Below are 19,942 nucleotides of genomic sequence, written 5' to 3'. Positions count from 1 at the left end.
CTCTGTTAGGCGCTCTAAGGCCTTCCCAGGCGTATGGCCTCACGACCTCCGTCGGACCTATGCGACCGCTTGTGCGGAGGCCGGTGTCGACCCCTACACAATCAAGCTGCTGTTAAATCACGCCATGGACAAGACAGATGTGACTTCCCGTTATGTTCGCCCCTCCCCTGCTCATGTCGCTTCGAGTGCGCAGCGTGTTGCCAATTTTTTGGAGAGGAAGTTAAACGCAAAGACCGCTGATGGACCCGGGGATATCTTAGCAGACACTATTGTCCGGGTGCCCGGGTATGGTTCTGAACAGACACTAGACGACCCCAATGTCACCGTTGGGCCTTCCGCTCAGAGCCTAGTGGTCCGATCGGAGCTGAGCTGCTCTTCGACCAGCGAACACCTGAGCTGATTGGTCGTGAACTGACCGACAGCTAACGGCGGCTCTCGGCCTCATTATGCGGAAGCAAACATAGACCTACCGGCAGCTGGCGACCCAACCTAGTCGTTCATGCAGGTCTGTGCAGTTCCCGAAAGCGGACGCAGTTTCTGCCACCGTTCTGGCTGCAGCGCGCCCATACCAGCCGTTCAGCGCGCGCAATCGCTGTCGATAAAGCAGGCGTCGAATCTTGCTGCTCTAATGAGCCCCTGAGCCGAACGTGCCTACGCTTCACTTCCTATCGCTTGATTGGCAACGAGCGGCGCCTCCCACCGAAATTGCGCCGAGATTCGCTTGACTTGCAAATTTATGTACGCAATGTAGTTACATTATGTAGCTAAATGGGGAAGTCGTTAGATGACTGCTCACGCCTCCGTAGCCTTGAACGAAAACACTACGCTTCCCGGCACCACTATGCGTTTCGGCGACGAGTATCTGAGATCCCTCGATGACGGGCGGGCCGTATTCGTCGACGGCGAACGCATTGCGAGCGTCACGAAGCACCCCGCGTTCGCTGGCGCTGCTCGGTCCTGCGCGCGCCTCTTCGATATCGCGGCGGATCCCGCGATGGCCGAGAGGATGACGTACGTGACGGACGAGGGCACGAGAGCTCTGCGCGCCTACCAGATCCCGCGCTCGCATGCGGATCTTCGCGCCAAGCGTCTCGCCAGCGAGACCTGGTCGGAATCGACGTTCGGTATGATCGGGCGTACCCCGGATCACGTGGCTGGCTTCTTCGCAGGTTATGCGGCGGTTCCGGAGGTCTTTGCAGCCGGCGGCCAGGGCTTCGCCGACAACGTCACCTCCTTCTACAAGCATCTGCGCGACAACCACTTATGGGCGACCTACGCGATCGTGCCTCCGCAGATCGACCGGTCGAAGCCCGCCCACCAGCAGAGCGACCCGACGCTCTATGCGGGTGTGGTCAAGGAGCGCGACGGTGGCATCGTTCTCGCCGGAGCCCAGCAGCTCGCGACCGCCGGCCTTTACTCGGACTATCTCTATCTCAGCTGCATCCACCCGCTGCGTCCCGGCGATGAGAACTACGCGATCGGCGTCGCGATCCCGATGAATGCCGAAGGGCTGCGTCTCTATCCGCGCCGTCCTTTCGCGAAGATGGCCGAGAACAGCTTCGATCACCCCCTGTCGAGTCGGTTCGACGAGTCGGACTGCTTCGTCGTCCTCGACAACGTCTTCGTGCCCTGGGAGCATGTCTTCATCTACCGGAACCTCGAGGTCTGCCGCGACCAGTGGTGGAAGACGCCTTCCCACGCCTACGGCAACCTGCAGGCCCAGGCCCGCTACATCACGAAGCTGCGCTTCATGATCGGGCTCGCCAAGCGCATGAACGAGATGACCGGCAACGACGCCGCGCCACCCGTCATGATCGAAATGGGAGAACTCGCCGCCCTGGTCTCGATCGTCGAGACCATGCTCGAGGCGCAGGAGCTGAAAGCGACGATCGACGACAAGGGCGTCGTCTGGCCGTCGAAACAGGCGCTCTACGCCGTGATGTCGCTCCAGTCCGAGCTGAACCCGCGCATGATCGAGATCATCCGCGAGATCACCGGCGCAGCAATGATCACCATGCCGTCCTCGCTGAAGGACTTCGACAGCCCGGTGACGGCACCGGACATCGAACGCTTCATGCAGAGCGGCACTGCCAGCGCCCGCGATCGTGCGGCCCTGATGCGGATGGCCTGGGACTTCATCGGATCCGAATTCGGCAACCGCCACCAGCAATACGAGAAGTTCTACGGCGGTGCCTCGTTCCTGGTAAAGCAGAACATGTACCGCTCGTTCGACTTCAAACGGGCCACCGGATTGGTCGACAGCGCGCTCGCTCTCGGCATCTGACCTTCAGGCTCTCCACCGTAGAGGTATCGCCATGTCTGAAGGTCTCGGCCCTACGTTCTCGAGCCGCGAGTTGCGCGATCAGTTCGGCCTGTTTCCGACCGGCGTGGCGATCATCACGGCGGATACCCGGGAGGGTATCCGCCTCGGCGCGACCGTCAGCTCCTTCACCTCCGTGTCTCTCGAGCCGCCGTTGATCTCGTTCAACGTCGCCAACAGCTCGAAGGCGTTCGAACTCTGGTCGTCGGTCGAGGAGTTCGCGGTGAATATCCTTGCGGAATCCCAGAGCGAGCTGTCGACGCGGTTCGCTCGCGCCCAGTCCGACAAATGGAGCGGCATCTCGCCCCTGGATGGAGAGGTACTGCGCGTTCCGCTCGTACCCGGCGCGCTCGCGTGGTTCGAGTGTGCGAGATTCTCGACCATCCCAGCCGGCGACCACCTGATCCTTCTGGGAGAAGTGAAGGCCATCCGGCGTTCTCCGGCCAAGGATCCTCGCCCGCTCCTGTTCTTCTCGAGCCGCTACCGGCGCCTCGACTACGAACATCCCATCGATACGCCCTACGACGAGAACCTCTGGCTGCACGGTTGGTGAGGGGTCTGTCGCGAAAATGACCGTCGTTTCAAGCTGGCGCCAAAAGCCGGCTGCCGCCGTCGATGCGATCCGATACGGTGAACGCGAATTGATGCAGCACCCGAGAGCGATGACGCCCGACGCCGCCTACACGCCGCCGACAACGATCTCGCGAGGGGATTTTCTACGAAACGGCACCGACGCGCATTTCCGCGAGATCATCTACGCGATGGTCGAGAGCGTCGGCAGGCTTCTTTCGTTCCGAGACGCGTTCGGCAAGGAGCTGCAGCTTACGCCGAGCCAATTCGCCGTTCTGATGGGGGTGGCGCATTGCCAAGGCCATGACGGGGTCACCATCGGCGACCTCGCAGGCTTCGTGTCTCTCGCGTCCACTCACGCTACGACCGAAGTCGGGCGTCTCGAGCGCGTGGGCCTCCTGGTCAAACGACCCAGTCCGACCGATCGGCGCAGCGTGCTCGTCTCGCTGTCCGAAATGGGGGAGCGCGAGATCTCGCGGGTGGCACCGCTCGTCCGACTGGTGAACGACGCGCTCTTTCGAGACATCCAGCCGGCCGACTTCGAGATCGTCCACAAGGTGGCTCGCCAGCTGATCCTCAACTACGAGACCGCCATGGCGGAGGTTCGTACGCATTATCTGCGGCAGACCTCGGCGCCGGTCGACTGAGAGGTCTGCGTCGCGCGATATCGGCGTCACGCAACGATCGCCTTCACCTCCAGATACTCTTCGAGGCCGAATACGCCCTGTTCACGCCCGTTGCCCGACTGCTTGTAGCCTCCGAAGGGAACGTCCGGCGTGGCCGTCGCGCCGTTCAGGTAGATCCGGCCGGCGCGAAGCCGCTTCGCCACGCGGCGCGCCGCGGCCGCATCACGTGACTGTACATAGCCGGCGAGGCCGTACTCGCTGTCGTTGGCGAGATCGATCGCCTCTTCCAGCTCGTCGTAGAACTGGATGACCAGGACAGGTCCAAAGATCTCTTTTCGCGCGATCGACATCGAAGGTCCGACATCCGCGAAGACGGTGGGACGCACGTAGCTGCCTCCCTCGAGGCCGTCCGGCCGGCCGAGGCCGCCGGCGACAAGCGTGGCTCCTTCCTCGATCCCGCTTTCGATCAGGGCTTGGACACGTTCGTACTGCGCGGCATTCGCCAGTGGACCCATCGTCGTCTTCGGATCGAAGGGATCGCCGACGACGACCGACGCAGCTGCCTGTGCCGCAAGCCGCACCACCGTGTCGCGCTGCGAGCGCGGCGCGATCATGCGCGTCGGCGCCTGGCAGGACTGTCCGGCGTTGAAGTAGCAGCGCAGTACCCCAGCGGGGACGGCTCTCTCCAAATCGGCGTCGGGCAGCAGGATGTTGGCGGACTTGCCGCCGAGCTCCTGGGTGACCCGCTTCACCGTCGGAGCTGCCGCCTGTGCGACGAGGATGCCTGCCCGTGTCGACCCGGTGAACGAGACCATGTCGATCCCGGGATGCCTGGAGATCGCGTCGCCGACGATCTCGCCGGTGCCATTGACGAGATTGACGACACCGGGCGGCACTCCGGCCTCGTGCAGGATTTCCATGAGGATCATAGGGCTCACGGGAGCGAATTCGCTCGGCTTCACGACCATCGTGCAACCCGCGGCGAGAGCGGGGGCGAGTTTCGAGGTGATCTGATTGATCGGCCAGTTCCAGGGCGTGATCAGTCCGCAGACGCCGATCGGTTCGCGTCGGATGGTCGAACCCTTCCGATCGCGCTCGAACGGATACTCGACCAGCACGCGCCGCATCTCCTCGAGATGCGACAGGCCCATCTTCGTCTGGATCTCGCGCGAGAAGGTGATGGGCGTTCCCATCTCCAGCGTCATGGCCTCGGCGAGATCGTCCCATCGCCGTTCGTAGGCCGTCACGATGCGGTCGAAGAGGGCGATGCGCTCCTCCACGCTCGTATCCGCGTACCGATCGAAGGCGCGACGTGCCGCTTCCACCGCATGGTCGACGTCGCTACGGGATCCCAAAGCGATTGTGGCGACGATGCCTCCAGTTGCAGGGTGCAGGACGGAGCAGGTGTCCCCCGTGTCGGACTGCACCCAACGGCCGTCGATGTAGAAGAGGTCGTTGCGTCGCATGTCGGCTTCCACCTGATCGTCGGGACTCGGATGCTGTCGTCCGGCACGGCTTTGATCGCGGTGCCGGACGACCACGGCCGGCCGCCACCGCGAAAAGGCGCGATCAGTCAGTGCTTGCGGACCAGCGGCACCAGAGCGACCGAACAGCCTATGCAGCACACCACCATGACCATGAGGCCGGCGAAGTAGTTGCCGTCCTTGCCGATCAGCAGACCCATCACGAAGGGCGCCGTCGCTCCGACGATGTTCGCGATGCCGGCATAGATGCCGAAGCCCATCGCCGTGACCTTCGGAGGGATGATCTCGGTTCCTGTCGCGAACAGGGTCGGAACCGTCATGCCCCAGGCGCCGGCTGCAAATGCCAGTAGAAGAGCGGCATGGACTGCGCTTTCGACGAGGCCGGCTCCCAGGATGAACAGGCCGGCCGCCATCAGTCCGAGCACGCAGATGAGCGCCTTCTTCCGGAACCGGTCTCCCAGCCAACCACCGAGCAGAAAGCCGCCCACCATGAGCGCGAACGGCAAGGCGGAGAATAGGCTCGAGTGCTTGACGTCGAAATGGCGTGCTTCCTGGAGGTAGGCCGGGAGCCAGCTGTTGAAGCCCCACAAGAAGATCATGGCGCCGCAGTCGTAGAGGGACAGGAGCCAGAAATACCGGTTCCGGACCAGGATCTTGAACGCTTCCGTGTAGGTCACGGCGTCGGAGCCGGTCTCGACCTTCTTCAGTGGACCCCGGGCGGCGGTGTTGCGATCCTTGAGGAAGAACCAGACGATCGGAAGGACGAGCAGACCGTTCAGGGCCCCGAGGATGTAGAACGAAGCGCGCCATTCGTAGGTGGCGACCAGCCAGATGACGAGCGGAAACCCGATCATCGACCCGATCGGCGCTCCGACGCTCCACAGTGCCGTCGCGAAACCGCGCTGCTCGGGCGGAAACCACTGCTTCACGGCGACATTCGCGGTTCCGAACATGGGTCCCTCCGCGATGCCGAGGACGATGCGTCCCGCGAGCATCGCCGCATAGGAAACGGCGCCGCCCATCGCGGCCATGACGACGGCAAGGACCAGGGCGATCACCGAAAGTGTTCTGCGCGGCCCCATCATGTCCGAGACGACGCTGAGGAATACGGCCGACAAGCCATAGGCGAAGACGAAGGCCGTCATCAGGAGGCCGAGCAGCGCCGGATTGTTTCCGATGCCGATGGTGTTCTTGAAATCCGCGTTGGTGAAGAGGACTGCGATGTTGATCCTGTCGAAATAGGCCGTCGTGACCGCGAACAGTAGCAGCGCCACGATCACCCATCGATAGCGGCTGTCGACCGCGGCGGGCGCGGCCGTCGATCTCACGTCTGTTGGTGTGGTTGCGGACGCGTAGGCCTCGGGCATGTCTGGGTCTTTCTTCGCGTTCTTATGAATGAACCGGATCGAAGATCGACGTCCCACGCCCGTTTGGTGGGCAGGTACGGGAATGATCTTCGCAACCTCCCTGCCGCTGCGGCTGAGGAGATCGGCTTCCTGACTCCCGGCCGCCTCCCGTTGGAGGCGCAGCCACCCATGAAGCCCGGATATCCGATCCTGCCAACTGCAAGCGATATGCCAATCAGAATGTATGACAATCTGACCAGATGCGCAAGAATGCCCATATCTTGGGAGCATCCTGCCTCTGCGGGGAGCGTTTTGGCTAAAGCTGCATCGGCCGCAACTCGGATGTTGCCGCAATAGAAAAGGGCCCCGATCAGAACTTGATAGAGGCATGCCAAGATAACCGAATGAATAATTGGCATAGCCGGAATCGAGAGCGGATGCGCTTCAATCGACCCATTATGTCTTGGCGAACGACGTTCGCCCGATATTATTCGGGCGCCGAGTCCGCGCGGCAATACGACTGAAAAAATGCTCCGGCACGAACAGGGCGAGCTTGCCTAGGTTTGATTGACGGCAAATTGCCCTGCAATCGCGATCGTGTCGGAATCTTCCAAGACGGGGCGAGCCCGTTGGAAACGCGCCCGGGTTTCCGTCAGCTGGTCGCTTCATTCTTCTCGTAGGCCAGCATGGCGGCCTCGCAGGCTTTCTTGACATGACGCACTGCCGCAGTCCGCGCCGCGGCTGGATTGCCGGCCGAGATGTGCTTCAGGATCGCCCACATTTCCTGCGAGCTCTTCTCGGCACGCCCGGCCAGGGACATCGACTTCATTCGGAGAAAGGTCACACGGGCGAGGAGCGTGTTCAGCATCTCCTCGATCAACCGATGCCCGCAGCTGGACAGGATCTGGTCGTAGAACGAGCGCGTCGCCTTGATCTGGCTGGCGGCGTCCTCGCTCTTCACCGCGACGTCGAACGCGCGCAACGCTTCGCGCATGGCGTTGATGGCCGCCTCCGAGGCGCGCGAGGCGGAGAGCGCGCATGCCTCAGGCTCCAACATCATGCGGACATCGTAGAGCTCGCGCGCCTCCTCCGCAGTCAGGATCGGGATGATCGGGCCTCTGTTCGGAACGATGGTGATGAGCTTTTCGGCCTCGAGGCTTCGCAGTGCTTCCCTCAAAGAGGGTCTCGAAATGCCCAGCATCGTGCACATCTCGGTCTCGACCAGCCGATCCCCCGGCCGGAAGAACCCCGAGGTTATCGCCTCCCGCATGTTGCGGACGGCGACGGCCTGGACGGATTGGGTGGAGACTCTGAGATCCATTACAGCTCTGGAAACCGTCCAACCTGCCGAGGCCGGAAGGCCTCGAACACCGCATAGTCGCCCTTGAACCAGGACCGCTTGGCCAGCCGCTTCCGCCAGTCTGTATCGCGTGCCGCCGCGCGTTCGGGCGACTCCAATGCGGACTTGTCGCGGAGGTAATGCAAGGTCAAACGCGTGTAGGTCCCGGGCTCTCCACTGATCACTTCGAAACGCCGAACTTGGAGCCAGTCGCCGCAACGCATGAGAAGCGGAACGTGCTCCTCCTCGTTCCAGGCGTCGAATTCGGCCATACCGTCTTTGGGAACCGTGAAGCTGACAGCATATAGCACCGGCGCAGTCGCGAATGCATCTGGATGCTCCGCCTTTTCGGCGATCCCGATGGAGCGCGCGGTGTAGCGCGTGAAACCGGTCACGTTGTCCAACATGAAGCGGGTGCGGGTACTCGGCTGCTTCTTGATCACATCGTATGAAGGCGTGCGCAGAGCCTCGTCAGACGCAAGTTCGTAGACGGCGAGATAGCCCGGCCCGCCGTCGCGCTTGTAGCGCTGCGCACTGCGGAATCCGGGGGCGTCCATCCTGATCGGGATGTGCTCGTTGTCGTACCAATCGTGAAAATCCGCTTCGAAGGACGCATCGGGCGTCATCTCCGAAAACAGGACGGCATCGCCACGCATGGCCACTCCTTCATCTTGACAGGTTGTCTTACAATATGAAAATAGCGTGGCTGTCAACGCCACAACCGGTAATCACATGGCCTTCAAGGTTAGACGAACTTCGACAATCATCGACAAGCAATTCCAAGATTTTGGCCAGGTTTCCGAAGAGCCGTTGATCAAGATCGCCGAAATTCTCGTCGTCGAGAATCCATTGGTCGGCCGCTATGTTGAGGACCTTGGTCCCTACATCGAAGCCAGCCCCGAGCTTGGTCGCGAAATGGGCGACAGGCTTCGCCGTACACTGGAGTTCCACGGCGCGACCGCGCAGAGCTACGGAAAGGCTGGTCTCGTAGGCCTCGCGGGCGAGAAGGAGCACGCCAACATGCTCCTCAGCACAGCCTTCGCGAACCCGATCCGGGAACTGATCGGCGGCGAAGCCTGGATCTCTTCGGTCACGAAGGTCGCCTCTCCAGGGACCCCCGTCGATGTTCCGATGAACTCCATGGACGACGTCTACGTCCGGTCGCACTACGACACGATGAGTCTGTTCATTCCGGACTCGCCGCTGCCCGACGAGGTCGCTCTGATCTTCTGCGTAGCGACGCGCGGTCGGTTGAACGCCCGTGTCGGCGGCATGACGCGCGAGGAGGCGCAGTCCAGCCGATCGAGATAGTCGTGTTCGATCGCGCGACTGTATCCTGCCGATCATTCTTCGCGGCGAAAGCGGCCGCCGCGAAGGATGCCTAATCGAACGTCCGGGCATAGCGGCAACCGCAAGCGTCGGACGGCTCGCCGTAAGGCCGCGTCTTCTGCGCACGCGATGCCGCGTAGAGGCAAGTCGAAGGCACAGGCATGTCTGGACCTGGAAGTCCGACGCTCGACCAACTGCGGGTCTTTCTCTGCGTGGTCGAGACCGGCAGTTTCGCCGCCGCGGGCCGAAAGCTGAATCGCGCTACGTCCGTGATCAGCTATGCGATCGCAAATCTCGAACAACAGCTCGGTCTGCCCCTGTTCGACAGAGAGACGACTCGGCGGGCCCAGTTGACCGAAGCTGGCGCCGCGGTTCTTGCCGAAGCAAGGACCGTTTCACACAGCCTCGACGCGCTACGGGCCAAGGTCGGCAGCATGTTGAGCGGCCTCGAGGCCGAAATCAGCATAGCCGTGAGCGTTCTCATGCCGGGCGACAGGCTCGTGGACGTCTTGACGGGCTTCCAGGCGCGGTTTTCGACCGTCGCGCTACGCCTTGAATGTCGAGGCGTTGGGCGCAGTCCAACAATCCGTCATCAGCGGACGATCGGTCATCGGGATCGCGGTCGAGGTCTGGGACGATACGGGCCAGCCATCGAGCAGATATCGGTTGGCGATGTCGAGATGTTGCCAGTTGCGGCGCCCGAGCATCCCCTGGTGACAGCCGACGCCGAGACACCTGGCTCAGCCCGAGACCACGTTCAGCTCGTCATCGCCGATCGCACACCTCTTTCGGAAGGCCAGGAATTCGGCATCGTCGCGACGCGGACGTGGCGCCTCTCCGATCTCAGCTCGAAGCGTACCTTGCTGCTTGCGGGCATCGGCTGGGGAACCATGCCGACCCACCTCGTCCAGGCGGATATCGATGCTGGACGCCTGGTCGAGCTGCACATGCCTGAAGCGACGCATCGGCGTCTCCCGTTCACTGCAATCTACCGGGCAGACAAGCCGCCTGGACCGGCCGGCTGTTGGTTGATCCAGCGGTTCGTCGAACAAAGTTCGGTTGGCACCGGGACGGGCTCGTCTGCGTCGATCTAGCTGCGATCAAGCCGGCCTTGGCAGCTGGAGGCAGATCCGTTGCAGCGCCTGTTCGGGCGCGATCCTGCCGAGAAATGCCGAATACATGCGCAGGTAGTTTTCAGCGCTTTGCCGAAGGGGATCGCTTCGGCGGCGATCGATCGAAGCCAGCGACTCGAACGCCAAAGTTTCAGCCTCGATTTCCATGGTCTTGATCCTGTCTCGATAGGGCCCGAGCGAGACTCCCGGCAGCAGATCGGCTGTCTTCAGCAGCCTTCGAACCGACCGTAACGGTTCGATCACCTGCCGCCGCCAGTCCGACAGTCGCCGATCGGCTGCGACGACATCGTCCAAGGTCAGGACATAGCCTGCCTCGGCGCACCACACGAGGTAGAGGACGAGGATCACGTCGAAGCCCGCCTCCTGGAACTCCAGGCAGGACGAGCCCACTCCCGGCTCCTGGTATCTCTCGAACGCGAAGCGCTGCAAGTCGCTCGAAACGTCCTTCATGAAGTCCGCCTGGATGGGGTCTCGCTGCAACTAGGAGCGTTCGCGCATCCCCTGCCAGCGCACCAATGGTTCGTGGAACTCGCCGAACTGATCGAGGATGCGTGAAACGCTGTGATCAACGAGTTCCTCGACGGTCTTCGGCAAGGCGTAGAAGGTCGGCACCGGAGGAAAGATCGTAGCGCCCATCCGGGACAACTTGAGCATGTTCTCCAGGTGGATGTCGTTCAGAGGCGTTTCGCGGACGGCGAGGACCAAGCGCCGACGCTCCTTGAGGACGACATCGGCGGCCCTGTGGATCAGCCCGGACCCGGTCCCGTTGGCGATGCAGGCCAAAGTCTTCATCGAGCACGGAAGCACGACCATGCCGATCGTTCGGAAGGAGCCGCTGGAGATCGCCGCCCCGAGATCCTGATCCGAATAGCTGACTTCGGCGAATGCCTGCAGGTCGGACAACCCGAGCCCGCATTCGTGCTGGAGGGTCTGGATCCCCCATTTGCTCGCGACGAGGTGTGCGCGGAGCGGGGTCGCCCTCAGCCGCTGCAGGAGCCTGACGCAGAGAACCGATCCGCTGGCTCCCGTCATCGCGACGATCAGATCCGCCGTCTTTTCGACCATCGATCTTCTGCCTGTTCGGGAGATTCGGCCGACCCCTTGCCGATCTTACTACTTCTGGAGAAACCGGCCCCACTTGGCGAAGGTCGCCTGGGCGTCTTTGATCGAGAGCGCGGTGGTTTTCGGATAGCTTTCGAGCTGATCGAAGGGGCGGCAGGCGTCGATGATCATCTTGGAATGCGAGGTCAGGCCGACCTGCTTCGAAGCCAGCGGGATCCGCGGATCCAGAGCCGAGCTCCACGCATTCCGGACGATGTCGACCTGCTCCGACGGCTCGGCCCGGGTCGTGACCGCCCACATCACGTCGGCAAGGTTCGACGGATCGATGTCGTCGTCGACCACGACGACGATGCGGCCCATGTAGCTGTTCGCCGCTGCGATCAGAGCCGCGCGCTTGGCATGGCCCGCGTAGCGCTGCTTCAAGGATACGACGGTCATCAGCTGGGAGACATGCTGCCAGACGCCCGTCACGTCGGTGACGCCAAGCTGCTCGAGGCCGCTCCAGAGCGTGGCCGCCCGGAACGGCAGACCGAAATGGAAGCGGGGCGGCTTGAGAGGCGGCGAGCCGAACAGGATGGGGTCCGTCCGGTGGTAGGATGCCTGCACGACCATCACGGGAGCGGGTTTCGCATCGGCCGCGTAGTAGCCGGTGAACTCGCCGAACGGTCCCTCGGACAGGCTCTCCATGGAAAGGGGTAGAAGCTCGCCCTCGAGTACGATCTCCGCGCCGGCGGGAATCGGCAGCCCCGTCACGGGCCCGTCGACAACGTCGATCGGGAAGCCTTTGATCGAGCCTGCGAAATCGTACTCCGACTGCTCGGCGGGAAGGTACTCGAAGCCGGCGATGAAGAGAGCCGGATCCTGACCGTTCACGATCGCGACGGGACAGCTCTTGCCCTTCTCCCAGTACTTTCGTGCGATCATCGAGCCGTGGCGGCCGGTGTGGTCGAACTGGATCGTCACCTTGTTGTGGCCATGGACCTGGACCCGATAGATCGCCGCGTTGATCCAGCCGCTGTCCGGATCCCGCGTGATGATCAGGCTGCCCGACCCGATGTACGGACCGCCGTCGAGCTTGTGCCAATGGGGTGCCGGGTACTGTCGGAGATCGACGTCGGCACCCCAGCTCGTGTGCTCGAGAAAAGGAGCATCCTTCACGACGCGTGGCGGGATCGGCTTGAGTTCGTTCCTTCGGGACTTCCACGCCTTGAGCGCCTCGAGTGGCGTGGTCTCCGCGTCGAAGCCGAGAGCCAAGGCCGCGCGCTGCAGGCTCGTCGTAGCGTTGCTGAACACCCTGAAGCCGTGCGCGAACCCGGGAATCTTGTCGAACAGGAGCGCCGGCGGGTCGGGCATCCCGGCAGCCACCTCGGTGATGGCACCGATCTCATGGAGCGCGCTCGCACCTGCGATCCGCCTGAGGCTTCCGGCTTCCTCTACGAGCGCGATGAACTCGCGAAGATCCTTGTAGGCGACTGTGTGCATCGAAGGCTCCTGAGGGCTTCGTAGTCCGTGGGCGGGAAGCCGGCGAATTGGCCTATGGACTTCCGGGATGGGCTCAATCAGGGCCGATCGCGCCACACGGTCTGAGCGTTGACGAATTCCGTGATGCCGTAATGGGAGAGCTCGCGACCGTAGCCGCTCTGTTTGACTCCCCCGATGGGAATACGCGGATCCGAGGTGGGAAACCCGTTGAGAAATACGCCTCCGCATTCGAAGCGGTCAGCAAACGCCGCACCAGTCGAGCTGTCTTCCGTCCAGAGACTGGCGCTCAGGCCGTAGGAGCTCAGGTTGGCCAGGGCGATCGCATGATCCGTGTCGCGCGCCTCCGTGATGGCCGCGCAAGGTCCGAAGGTCTCCTCGTCGAAGGCGGCCATCCCCGGCAACACGCCTGCCAGGATGGTCGGCTCGTGAAAATTACCGGCACCTTCGACTTCGTGGCCCCCAAGCAACGGACGAGCTCCGGCGGCGATCGAGCGTTCGATCTGACCCTGGAGTTCGGTGCGGAGATCCCTGCGCGCCATCGGACCGAGATCCGTCGACGAAACCGTCGGGTCTCCGACGTTCAGGGCACGGGTCGCGTCGATCAGGTGCTCCGTGAAGGCATCCGCGATCGACGCCTCTACAATGAACCGTTTTGCGGCGATGCAGACCTGTCCTGCATTCTGGAAGCGCGCCTTCGCACCTGCTGCCGCAGCCTTCTTCAGGTCGGCGCCCTCAAGCACGACGAAAGGATCGGATCCGCCGAGCTCGAGCACCGACTTCTTCAAGTTCGCACCGGCGAGTGACGCGACCGCAGCTCCAGCCCGCGCGCTGCCGGTCAAGGTCACGGCCGCGATCCGCGCGTCAGCCAAAATCTTCGCCGTCATGCCCTGGTCGACGTTGACGACGGTGAAGACGCCGGAAGGCAAGCCGCTCTCCGTCCAGGCCACCTCCAGTTCGAAGGCGCAGCGCATGACGTTGCGGGCGTGCTTCAGGACATAGCCGTTGCCCGACAGGATGATGGGGATGGCTGCCCGAAGAACCTGCCAGAACGGGAAATTCCACGGCATGACGCCGAGGATGACGCCGATCGGCCGCTGCGCGACCATCGCCCGCCCTTGATCGACGGGCGCGACGCGATCCCGCAGCATCGCCGGCCCGTGCTCCGCATACCATCGGCATGTGGCAGCGCATTTGTCGATCTCGGCCGTCGCCTCCTTGATCGTCTTGCCCATTTCGGCGGTGATGTGGGCCGCGAGACGGTCGCGATGCCGCTCCAGGAACGCTCCCAACGCAGCGACGACGTCCGCTCGCTCTTCGACGGACCGCCGACGCCAAGCATCGAAGCCACCCTGGGCAGCAGATAGCCGACGCTCCACCTCGCTCGGGGAGTGATCGTCGAACGTCTCGATCAAAGTCCCGTCCACAGGGCTGATCGATTGCGCCTTGGCGTCGTTGTGCTCGGGTATCGCCACTGTCGTCTCGGGATGTCGGTCTGCGAGGCTGAAGGCAGGATTGCCGCCTAGCCATCCATATTGTCAAACAATTTGTCAATGCGACGGTCAAGATGGCTCATTTGTGCGCTGCCGTCCGCTCTCGGATCCGATGATGCGATGCATCCTGAAAGCGCCGACTGCAAAGTTTTTGCGCTGTCCGTGATCGACTTTGAGGCTTGACCTTTCGAAACCTCAGCGGAATCTTTGCGCCAGATTGTCAGATAATCTGGCGATCAAATGAACTGCGGCAATGTCCGTATCGGGCTGGGGGCCTGGCGACGATGAAGAGATTTGATGTACTCGCGATCGGCCTAACCGCCTCCTTGGCGGCCCAACCCGCGCATGCGGTCGAAGACGTGCCGGCGTATCTGCCCGGCGTTACCCTCGGCCTACCGCTCGGGTTGCTGCCGGCGCCCGGTCTCTACGCGTCCGCCTTCGCATCGCACTTCTCGTTTCGCGGCCATAACAGCCGAGGCGACGAGACCGCGGCTCGCATCGGATCGACCCCGGCCGCCCTGACGTTTCTCTACGTGACGAACCTAAATATCTTCGGGGCGTCCTACGCGTTCGGCGTCACGCAGCCGATCCGCTACCAGACCCTCGATACACCAGCCCTCTCGAGCGACCAGTTGGGGGTCGTGAACACGGTCGTCAATTTCGGAACGCTCTCTTGGAAGCTCGGCAACGGCTTCAACGTGAGCGTTGGACACGACCTGTATCTCAAGGACGGATCGTACCGGATCAACCGCTTGTCGCCGACCCCGGCGACGGCACCGGTCAGCGTGGGCCGAAACTACTGGACCTACCAGCCTCGCGTCGCATTGACCTATCTCAACAACGGTTGGTCGTTCACCGACAATATGATGTTGAACATCAACACCGAGAACAATTACACGCACTATCAGTCCGGAACGTTCTTCATCAACGAGGCGACGTTGACGCGCAGGTTCGGCATTTTCGACATCGGCGTCACATCGGTCTACATCAATCAATTCGAAGCTGATCGCCAGTACGGGCGGATCGTCAGCGCGATTCCAAATGGTCGCGGCTACGGCAACAAGCTCGAGTATGCTTCGATCGGCCCGATGATCAGCTACAATCCGGGGCCGTTCGCGGTGCAGCTCTACTACCAGCAGAACTTCGTGGCCAAGAACACGGGCGGAGGTAGCCAGATCTGGGGGCGCGTATCCTTCCCCTTGTACACTGATCGACCCAACTCTCCGGCGGAGATCGAATCCGCAGGCCCGCGTTGACGCGCCAGCCACGGGGTTTTTCGGTCGGCAGTTTGGTGAAAGGCACGACGTGAAGGTAGCACTCGTCAACATCGGACGCATCGTCTCCGGCGACTTCCGGCACCCGGATCGAGCCGGAGACGGCATCCTTACCGACGGCGGCAAGATCGTCGCGATCGGAAGCGCGGACGACTTCGATCTGTCGTCCTGCGACGTGGTCATTGATGCCGACGGCACGACTGCGATCCCGGGGCTCATCGACAGCCACGTGCACATCACGTTCGGAGACTATACGCCTCGCCAGAAGACCGTCGGATATCTCGAAAGTTACGTCCACGGGGGCGTGACGACGGCGATCAGTGCGTCGGAGGTCCACGTTCCGGGACGGCCTCGCGATCCAGAGGGCGTCATGGCGCTTGCAGTCGCGGCGCGGCGTTGCTTCGACACCTATCGGCCGGGCGGCATGCGGGTCCACGCCGGCGCCTTGATCCTCGAGCCGGGCCTCACGCGTGAGAACCTCGTCGAGGTCAAGCGTCTGGGCGTCTGGCTGGTGAAGGCCGGCTTCGGTGCGTTCGCGACTCCCTACGGCTATGCGGAACTCATCGGCTGGGCGCACGAACTCGGTATGACCTCGCTGGTTCATACTGGCGGCTCCTCGATTCCCGGTTCTTCGGGGATCTGGGCCGAGCACCTTCTGCATCTGCGCCCGAAGGTGTCGTTCCACGTGAACGGTGGTCCGGTGGCGATGCCTGAAGAGGGTTTCGCAAGGCTGGTCGACGAGTCCGACATCGCACTGCAGGTCTGCACGGCAGGCAATCTCAGGACGACGCTTCTGACGGCCAATCTCCTTCGGGACGCTGGCCAGTTCGAGCGACTTCTCATCGCCACGGATACGCCGACGGGTAGCGGGATCATGCCGCTCGGCATGCTCTACACGATCTCGCACATCGCAAGTCTCACAGAGATCCCCCCAGAGTGGGCAATCGCCGCCGCGACCGGAAACAACGCGGCTGTCTATGGTCTGAACAGCGGCATTCTGGATGTCGGTCGCGATGCCGATATCGTCCTCGTCGACGCCTGCGCGGGCGGCTCGAAGAACGACGCGATCTCCGCGCTCCGCAACGGAGACGTGCCGGCCGTCGGCGCGGTCGTGACCGATGGGATACCTCGGTTCGTCGGCCGTAGTCGCAATACTCCGGCGACGACGCGCCACGTTCGTGTCGCAAGCAGCAAGGTCGTGCAGCAGTTCACCGCGGAGCACGGCTAGGAACGGCCCTGCCGCGGCCGATGGGCCGGGGATCGAGGACTGCATTTCATGACCGACTTGTGGGGCCTCCGCGCGCACCAGATCGCCGATCTGATCCGCAGCCGCGACCTTTCCTGCGTCGAGGTCGTCGAGGCCGCCTTGCGGCGTGTCGACGAGACCAATCCGGCGGTCAATGCCATCGTGGATCGGCTCGACGATGCTGCGTTGGCACAGGCGAAACTGGTCGACTCTACCGTGTCGCGCGGGGAAGCCCCGAAGGGCTCGTTGGTAGGCGTGCCCTTCACCGCCAAGCTCAATTCCGACTACGAAGGTCTTGCCACGACGAATGGCGTGCGCGGCTTCGCGGATCGTATCGCCGCCCGCGACAACCCCTGCATCGGCAACCTGAAGCGAGCAGGTGCGATCTGCATCGGACGCACCAACGTACCAGCCTTTTCGGCGCGCTACTTCACGGACAACGATCTCTATGGGCGCACGCTGAATCCTTGGAATCCGGCGATCACGCCGGGGGGATCGAGCGGTGGCGCGGCAGTCTCGGTCGCTGCCGGCATGGTCCCGATCGCTCACGGAAACGACCGCGCCGGCTCCATCCGCTATCCCGCGCATGTCGCGGGCGTGTTCGGTATCCGCCCCACGGTCGGCCGCGTGCCGAGCCATGACGCGACACTGGGCTTCGAGCCGACGCTGGGAACCCAGATCACGAACGTCCAGGGATGCTTCGCTCGATCGATCCCCGAGCTGAGGGTGGCCTTCGAGGCGATGTCGGCCGGCGATGCGGCAGACCCCAATTGGATTCCGGCCGCATCGTCGCATCGGATGAAACCGCGGATCGGGGTCTTGACCCGCTGGCCGACGGGACGGATCGATCCCTTCAATCTCGATGCGGTCGAAGCTGCGGCCGCAGCGCTCAGCGGCCAGGGCTTCGATGTCGTCGATGTCGAGATACCGTGGCTCGAGGAAGCCGGACGGCTGTTCTGGACGCTTACGACGTCCGAAGACGCCGGGCACCTGCATTCGCTCGTGGAACGGTTCGGCGATCGGGCGATCATTCAGGCGAGGCGGGCGGCCCTGACCTACGTTGCTAGGGTCGATACGGCAGCTGCGTACGTCGCTCTGCTTCAGAGGCGATCCGCCCTCATCCGGGACTTCGTGGAACGGACGCAAAATACACCTGTCCTGGTCATGCCTGTTGCGCTGGAACGACCTCCTGCCGTGGACGTCGACCAGCAGGGCGATGCGGCCGTTCATGCCATGCTACGCGGCTTCGGCCCGCTAACCGCCATCTCGCTGCTCGGTCTGCCGAGCCTGGCCGTGCCGATCGGTTTCGAGGACGGTCTGCCCAGGGGCGTCCAAGTCGTATCGGGGCGCTTTCAGGAAGAGCTCTGCTTCGCAGTGGGCGACGCCATTGCGCTGCATGACCCCGTCGTCTGGCCATCGCCCCAGCACGGCTAATTCGGAGAGACGAGAGCGATGGCCACCACAACCAGTGCGGGACCGCCAGAAATCGTTCGGCACCGTGCGTCAGCTATCGGAGGGAATGTCCTTAGAAGCTGTCATTCCGCTTTCGGGCTCCAAGCGGCCATTCCAGTGGTTTCAAACTAAGGTCCGCTGATGGCGCACACCGGAACAGCGAAGGCGCATCTGATAGTCGCGTTGGCGGCCACGTGTTGCCCAGGGCCTAGCTCCAGCTCTTATCGCTTAGTTGGCATCTAGACCCGTGGCGCGCGCGCTACGAAGCTGCTACGTACGATCTCGCTTTCGCGCGGCGAACGTTGACGTAAGGCACCTAAGCGCCTCATAGCGCATAGGTTCGCGGGCGTAGTTCAGTGGTAGAACGTCAGCTTCCCAAGCAGAGCTCGCCATTTTTTTTGAGTATCTCTGAGCTAGACGGCGCTGACCAAGCTGTTCGCCCGTATTCGCTTCCCCATCTGTACGCTGTACGTCGCTAGCTGGAGCTGGAAGCGCCACGCTCCATAACTGCTACAATGGAGCGACGCAGGTGAGAAGGTTCAAGTTCTCTACCACAACGCTATCCCGTTACTTGACGCTACCCGCCGAAGGAAGCGCCCAACTCGTGGTGTGGGATACCGAGACGCGGGGCCTGGGGGCATACCGCGGCAAGACCACATCTGGCAGTTTCTTCGTCCATTACCGAGTTGGTCGTCGTCAGCGAAAATTGACTCTCGGCCGGGTGAACGAACTTTCAGTAGCGGACGCCCGCGCCAGGACCGTCGAGATCGTTGCCGCTGCACATCAGGGGCGCGACCTCGTTGATGAGCGGCAGCTCGCCGAGCGAACCCGACTCACGCTCTCCAACGCCTTTTCAGAGTACACAGCGTCTCTAACGCGCAAGGCGGCGTCGCCCAAGACCCTCGCGCTCAACGCGCATAATTGGCGGAAGATGCTCTCGCCCCACGGGGGTCGGGAACTCCGTACTCTCACGAGGCGTGACATAAGGTCCTGGCACGAGGGTTGGGGATCTATCGGTCCGACGGCGGCAAATCAGGGCGCTCGGCTTCTTCGTGCCGTGTACAACTTTGCAGACAAGAGGCTCGTAGACGACTTACCCGCAAATCCGTGCGTCGCCGTCGAGTTCTTTCCCGAGCGAGGGACACGACGCGTGCTGTCCTGGGAGGATCTGCCTGAGTGGTGGGGCCAGGTGCTGACCCTAAGCAATCCAGTCAGGCGGTCGTACTGGAAGCTGCTCCTTTTCTCTGGTCTGCGCATGACAGATGCTGCGACCGTTCGTTGGGAGGATCTACGGGACGGCGTATTGCACCGTCCGAACCCGAAGGGCGGCCGCACCCGTGCCTATGATCTGCCTCTCACAAGGCAAGCCCAAATCATTTTCGAAGAGGCTCGCGCGGCTGCGCTACAGCTGGATCCGAAGAGCCCATGGGTCTTCCCAGCCGACAGCAGCTTCGGTCACGTTCAGAACATGCGTGAGTTGAAAGCTTTCCCAGGAGTCTGGCCGCATGATCTGCGCCGTACATACGCTACCGCCTGCGCGGAGGCGGGGGTTGACCCCTACACGATCAAGTTGCTGCTCAACCATGCAATGGACAAGACGGATGTAACTTCTCGCTACGTGCAGCCGTCGGCTGGGCATGTCGCCAACGCTGCCCAACGCGTCGCTGATTTTCTGGATGGCAAGCTCGAATTCGTCGGCAATGCAGGGTTGACGCGGAGGTTGCGTCGGAGCCTGCCCCAGTTGCGCTTAGAACCGTGTCGCTCGGAGGATCGTCGTGGACTGAGTTGA

17 protein-coding genes, 1 tRNA gene and 1 pseudogene are annotated in these 19,942 nt (G+C 62.7%); 11 read left to right on the top strand and 8 right to left on the bottom strand.

Annotated elements, in window-relative coordinates:
- Positions 1–784: 784 nt before the first annotated feature.
- From MGN01_RS19170 to MGN01_RS19160, 3 genes are all read left to right on the top strand, one after another.
- Positions 785–2,284 (top strand): 4-hydroxyphenylacetate 3-hydroxylase family protein, encoded by a 1,500-nt coding sequence (locus MGN01_RS19170; RefSeq protein WP_147048437.1) that lies wholly within the window; start codon positions 785–787, stop codon positions 2,282–2,284.
- Between the two features lie 31 nt (positions 2,285–2,315).
- Complete coding sequence (locus MGN01_RS19165; RefSeq protein ID WP_147048436.1) at positions 2,316–2,873, top strand: flavin reductase family protein; 558 nt, start codon at positions 2,316–2,318, stop codon at positions 2,871–2,873.
- Between the two features lie 109 nt (positions 2,874–2,982).
- The gene (locus MGN01_RS19160; protein WP_170246069.1) at positions 2,983–3,537 is read left to right on the top strand and encodes a MarR family winged helix-turn-helix transcriptional regulator; all 555 of its coding nucleotides are present in this window, start codon (positions 2,983–2,985) and stop codon (positions 3,535–3,537) included.
- 26 nt (positions 3,538–3,563) lie between these two features.
- Here the strand turns inward: MGN01_RS19160 and MGN01_RS19155 are convergent, their stop codons facing one another.
- The 4 genes from MGN01_RS19155 to MGN01_RS19140 form a co-directional block, all read right to left on the bottom strand.
- Positions 3,564–4,982 (bottom strand): aldehyde dehydrogenase family protein, encoded by a 1,419-nt coding sequence (locus tag MGN01_RS19155; RefSeq protein WP_147048434.1) that lies wholly within the window; start codon positions 4,980–4,982, stop codon positions 3,564–3,566.
- Between the two features lie 107 nt (positions 4,983–5,089).
- On the bottom strand, positions 5,090–6,367 hold the full coding sequence (locus MGN01_RS19150) for an MFS transporter (protein ID WP_170246068.1): 1,278 nt from the start codon (positions 6,365–6,367) through the stop codon (positions 5,090–5,092).
- A gap of 631 nt (positions 6,368–6,998) precedes the next feature.
- Positions 6,999–7,667, bottom strand: coding sequence for a GntR family transcriptional regulator (locus tag MGN01_RS19145; protein ID WP_147048432.1), 669 nt, complete (start codon positions 7,665–7,667; stop codon positions 6,999–7,001).
- Complete coding sequence (locus tag MGN01_RS19140; RefSeq protein ID WP_147048431.1) at positions 7,667–8,341, bottom strand: DUF4286 family protein; 675 nt, start codon at positions 8,339–8,341, stop codon at positions 7,667–7,669. Before MGN01_RS19140 ends, MGN01_RS19145 begins: the two co-directional genes overlap by 1 nt.
- 76 nt (positions 8,342–8,417) lie before the next feature.
- Between MGN01_RS19140 and MGN01_RS19135 the strand changes: the two genes are divergently transcribed.
- Both MGN01_RS19135 and MGN01_RS19130 read left to right on the top strand, forming a co-directional pair.
- A complete protein-coding gene (locus tag MGN01_RS19135; RefSeq protein ID WP_147048430.1) occupies positions 8,418–8,996 on the top strand; it encodes an amino acid synthesis family protein in 579 nt (192 codons plus the stop codon).
- Positions 8,997–9,175: 179 nt separating this feature from the next.
- A complete protein-coding gene (locus MGN01_RS19130; RefSeq protein WP_238258622.1) occupies positions 9,176–10,108 on the top strand; it encodes a LysR family transcriptional regulator in 933 nt (310 codons plus the stop codon).
- 6 nt (positions 10,109–10,114) lie between these two features.
- Here MGN01_RS19130 and MGN01_RS19125 read toward each other — a convergent pair whose 3' ends face one another.
- The 4 genes from MGN01_RS19125 to MGN01_RS19110 form a co-directional block, all read right to left on the bottom strand.
- Complete coding sequence (locus tag MGN01_RS19125; protein WP_147048429.1) at positions 10,115–10,597, bottom strand: TIGR02444 family protein; 483 nt, start codon at positions 10,595–10,597, stop codon at positions 10,115–10,117.
- Positions 10,598–10,627: 30 nt separating this feature from the next.
- On the bottom strand, positions 10,628–11,212 hold the full coding sequence (locus tag MGN01_RS19120) for a UbiX family flavin prenyltransferase (RefSeq protein ID WP_147048428.1): 585 nt from the start codon (positions 11,210–11,212) through the stop codon (positions 10,628–10,630).
- Positions 11,213–11,260: 48 nt separating this feature from the next.
- The gene (locus tag MGN01_RS19115; RefSeq protein WP_147048427.1) at positions 11,261–12,691 is read right to left on the bottom strand and encodes a UbiD family decarboxylase; all 1,431 of its coding nucleotides are present in this window, start codon (positions 12,689–12,691) and stop codon (positions 11,261–11,263) included.
- Between the two features lie 77 nt (positions 12,692–12,768).
- The gene (locus MGN01_RS19110) at positions 12,769–14,163 is read right to left on the bottom strand and encodes an NAD-dependent succinate-semialdehyde dehydrogenase (protein ID WP_147048426.1); all 1,395 of its coding nucleotides are present in this window, start codon (positions 14,161–14,163) and stop codon (positions 12,769–12,771) included.
- Between the two features lie 197 nt (positions 14,164–14,360).
- On the opposite strand from MGN01_RS19110, the gene MGN01_RS19105 reads away from it, so the two are divergent.
- The 6 genes and pseudogenes from MGN01_RS19105 to MGN01_RS23710 all read left to right on the top strand — a co-directional run bounded on the left by MGN01_RS19105 (position 14,361) and on the right by MGN01_RS23710 (position 19,942).
- A complete protein-coding gene (locus tag MGN01_RS19105; protein ID WP_147048425.1) occupies positions 14,361–15,437 on the top strand; it encodes a SphA family protein in 1,077 nt (358 codons plus the stop codon).
- A 49-nt stretch (positions 15,438–15,486) separates the two neighbouring features.
- A complete protein-coding gene (locus tag MGN01_RS19100) occupies positions 15,487–16,683 on the top strand; it encodes an amidohydrolase family protein (protein WP_147048424.1) in 1,197 nt (398 codons plus the stop codon).
- 48 nt (positions 16,684–16,731) lie between these two features.
- Complete coding sequence (locus MGN01_RS19095; RefSeq protein ID WP_147048423.1) at positions 16,732–18,135, top strand: amidase; 1,404 nt, start codon at positions 16,732–16,734, stop codon at positions 18,133–18,135.
- Between the two features lie 360 nt (positions 18,136–18,495).
- Positions 18,496–18,598 (top strand) — tRNA-Gly (locus tag MGN01_RS23715).
- Between the two features lie 84 nt (positions 18,599–18,682).
- Positions 18,683–18,955: pseudogene (locus MGN01_RS24610) on the top strand (Arm DNA-binding domain-containing protein); the annotation flags it as partial.
- Positions 18,956–19,303: 348 nt separating this feature from the next.
- The gene (locus MGN01_RS23710; protein ID WP_170246066.1) at positions 19,304–19,942 is read left to right on the top strand and encodes a tyrosine-type recombinase/integrase; all 639 of its coding nucleotides are present in this window, start codon (positions 19,304–19,306) and stop codon (positions 19,940–19,942) included.

Origin of the sequence: Methylobacterium gnaphalii (assembly GCF_007992215.1) — a bacterium.
Taxonomy (GTDB): Bacteria; Pseudomonadota; Alphaproteobacteria; order Rhizobiales; family Beijerinckiaceae; genus Methylobacterium; species Methylobacterium gnaphalii.
The sequence above is the reverse complement of the archived record's forward strand: the minus strand, read 5'-3'. Positions and strand labels throughout refer to the sequence as shown.

What these genes read in the sequence shown, in the direction of transcription:
- MGN01_RS19115 (WP_147048427.1), bottom strand. Translation starts at nt 12,691, where the DNA reads ATGCACACAGTCGCCTACAAGGATCTTCGCGAGTTCATCGCGCTCGTA.
- MGN01_RS19160 (WP_170246069.1), top strand. Translation starts at nt 2,983, where the DNA reads ATGACGCCCGACGCCGCCTACACGCCGCCGACAACGATCTCGCGAGGG.
- MGN01_RS19125 (WP_147048429.1), bottom strand. Translation starts at nt 10,597, where the DNA reads ATGAAGGACGTTTCGAGCGACTTGCAGCGCTTCGCGTTCGAGAGATAC.
- MGN01_RS19170 (WP_147048437.1), top strand. Translation starts at nt 785, where the DNA reads ATGACTGCTCACGCCTCCGTAGCCTTGAACGAAAACACTACGCTTCCC.
- MGN01_RS19095 (WP_147048423.1), top strand. Translation starts at nt 16,732, where the DNA reads ATGACCGACTTGTGGGGCCTCCGCGCGCACCAGATCGCCGATCTGATC.
- MGN01_RS19130 (WP_238258622.1), top strand. Translation starts at nt 9,176, where the DNA reads ATGTCTGGACCTGGAAGTCCGACGCTCGACCAACTGCGGGTCTTTCTC.
- MGN01_RS19155 (WP_147048434.1), bottom strand. Translation starts at nt 4,982, where the DNA reads ATGCGACGCAACGACCTCTTCTACATCGACGGCCGTTGGGTGCAGTCC.
- MGN01_RS19140 (WP_147048431.1), bottom strand. Translation starts at nt 8,341, where the DNA reads ATGCGTGGCGATGCCGTCCTGTTTTCGGAGATGACGCCCGATGCGTCC.
- MGN01_RS19145 (WP_147048432.1), bottom strand. Translation starts at nt 7,667, where the DNA reads ATGGATCTCAGAGTCTCCACCCAATCCGTCCAGGCCGTCGCCGTCCGC.
- MGN01_RS19150 (WP_170246068.1), bottom strand. Translation starts at nt 6,367, where the DNA reads ATGCCCGAGGCCTACGCGTCCGCAACCACACCAACAGACGTGAGATCG.
- MGN01_RS19120 (WP_147048428.1), bottom strand. Translation starts at nt 11,212, where the DNA reads ATGGTCGAAAAGACGGCGGATCTGATCGTCGCGATGACGGGAGCCAGC.
- MGN01_RS19135 (WP_147048430.1), top strand. Translation starts at nt 8,418, where the DNA reads ATGGCCTTCAAGGTTAGACGAACTTCGACAATCATCGACAAGCAATTC.
- MGN01_RS19165 (WP_147048436.1), top strand. Translation starts at nt 2,316, where the DNA reads ATGTCTGAAGGTCTCGGCCCTACGTTCTCGAGCCGCGAGTTGCGCGAT.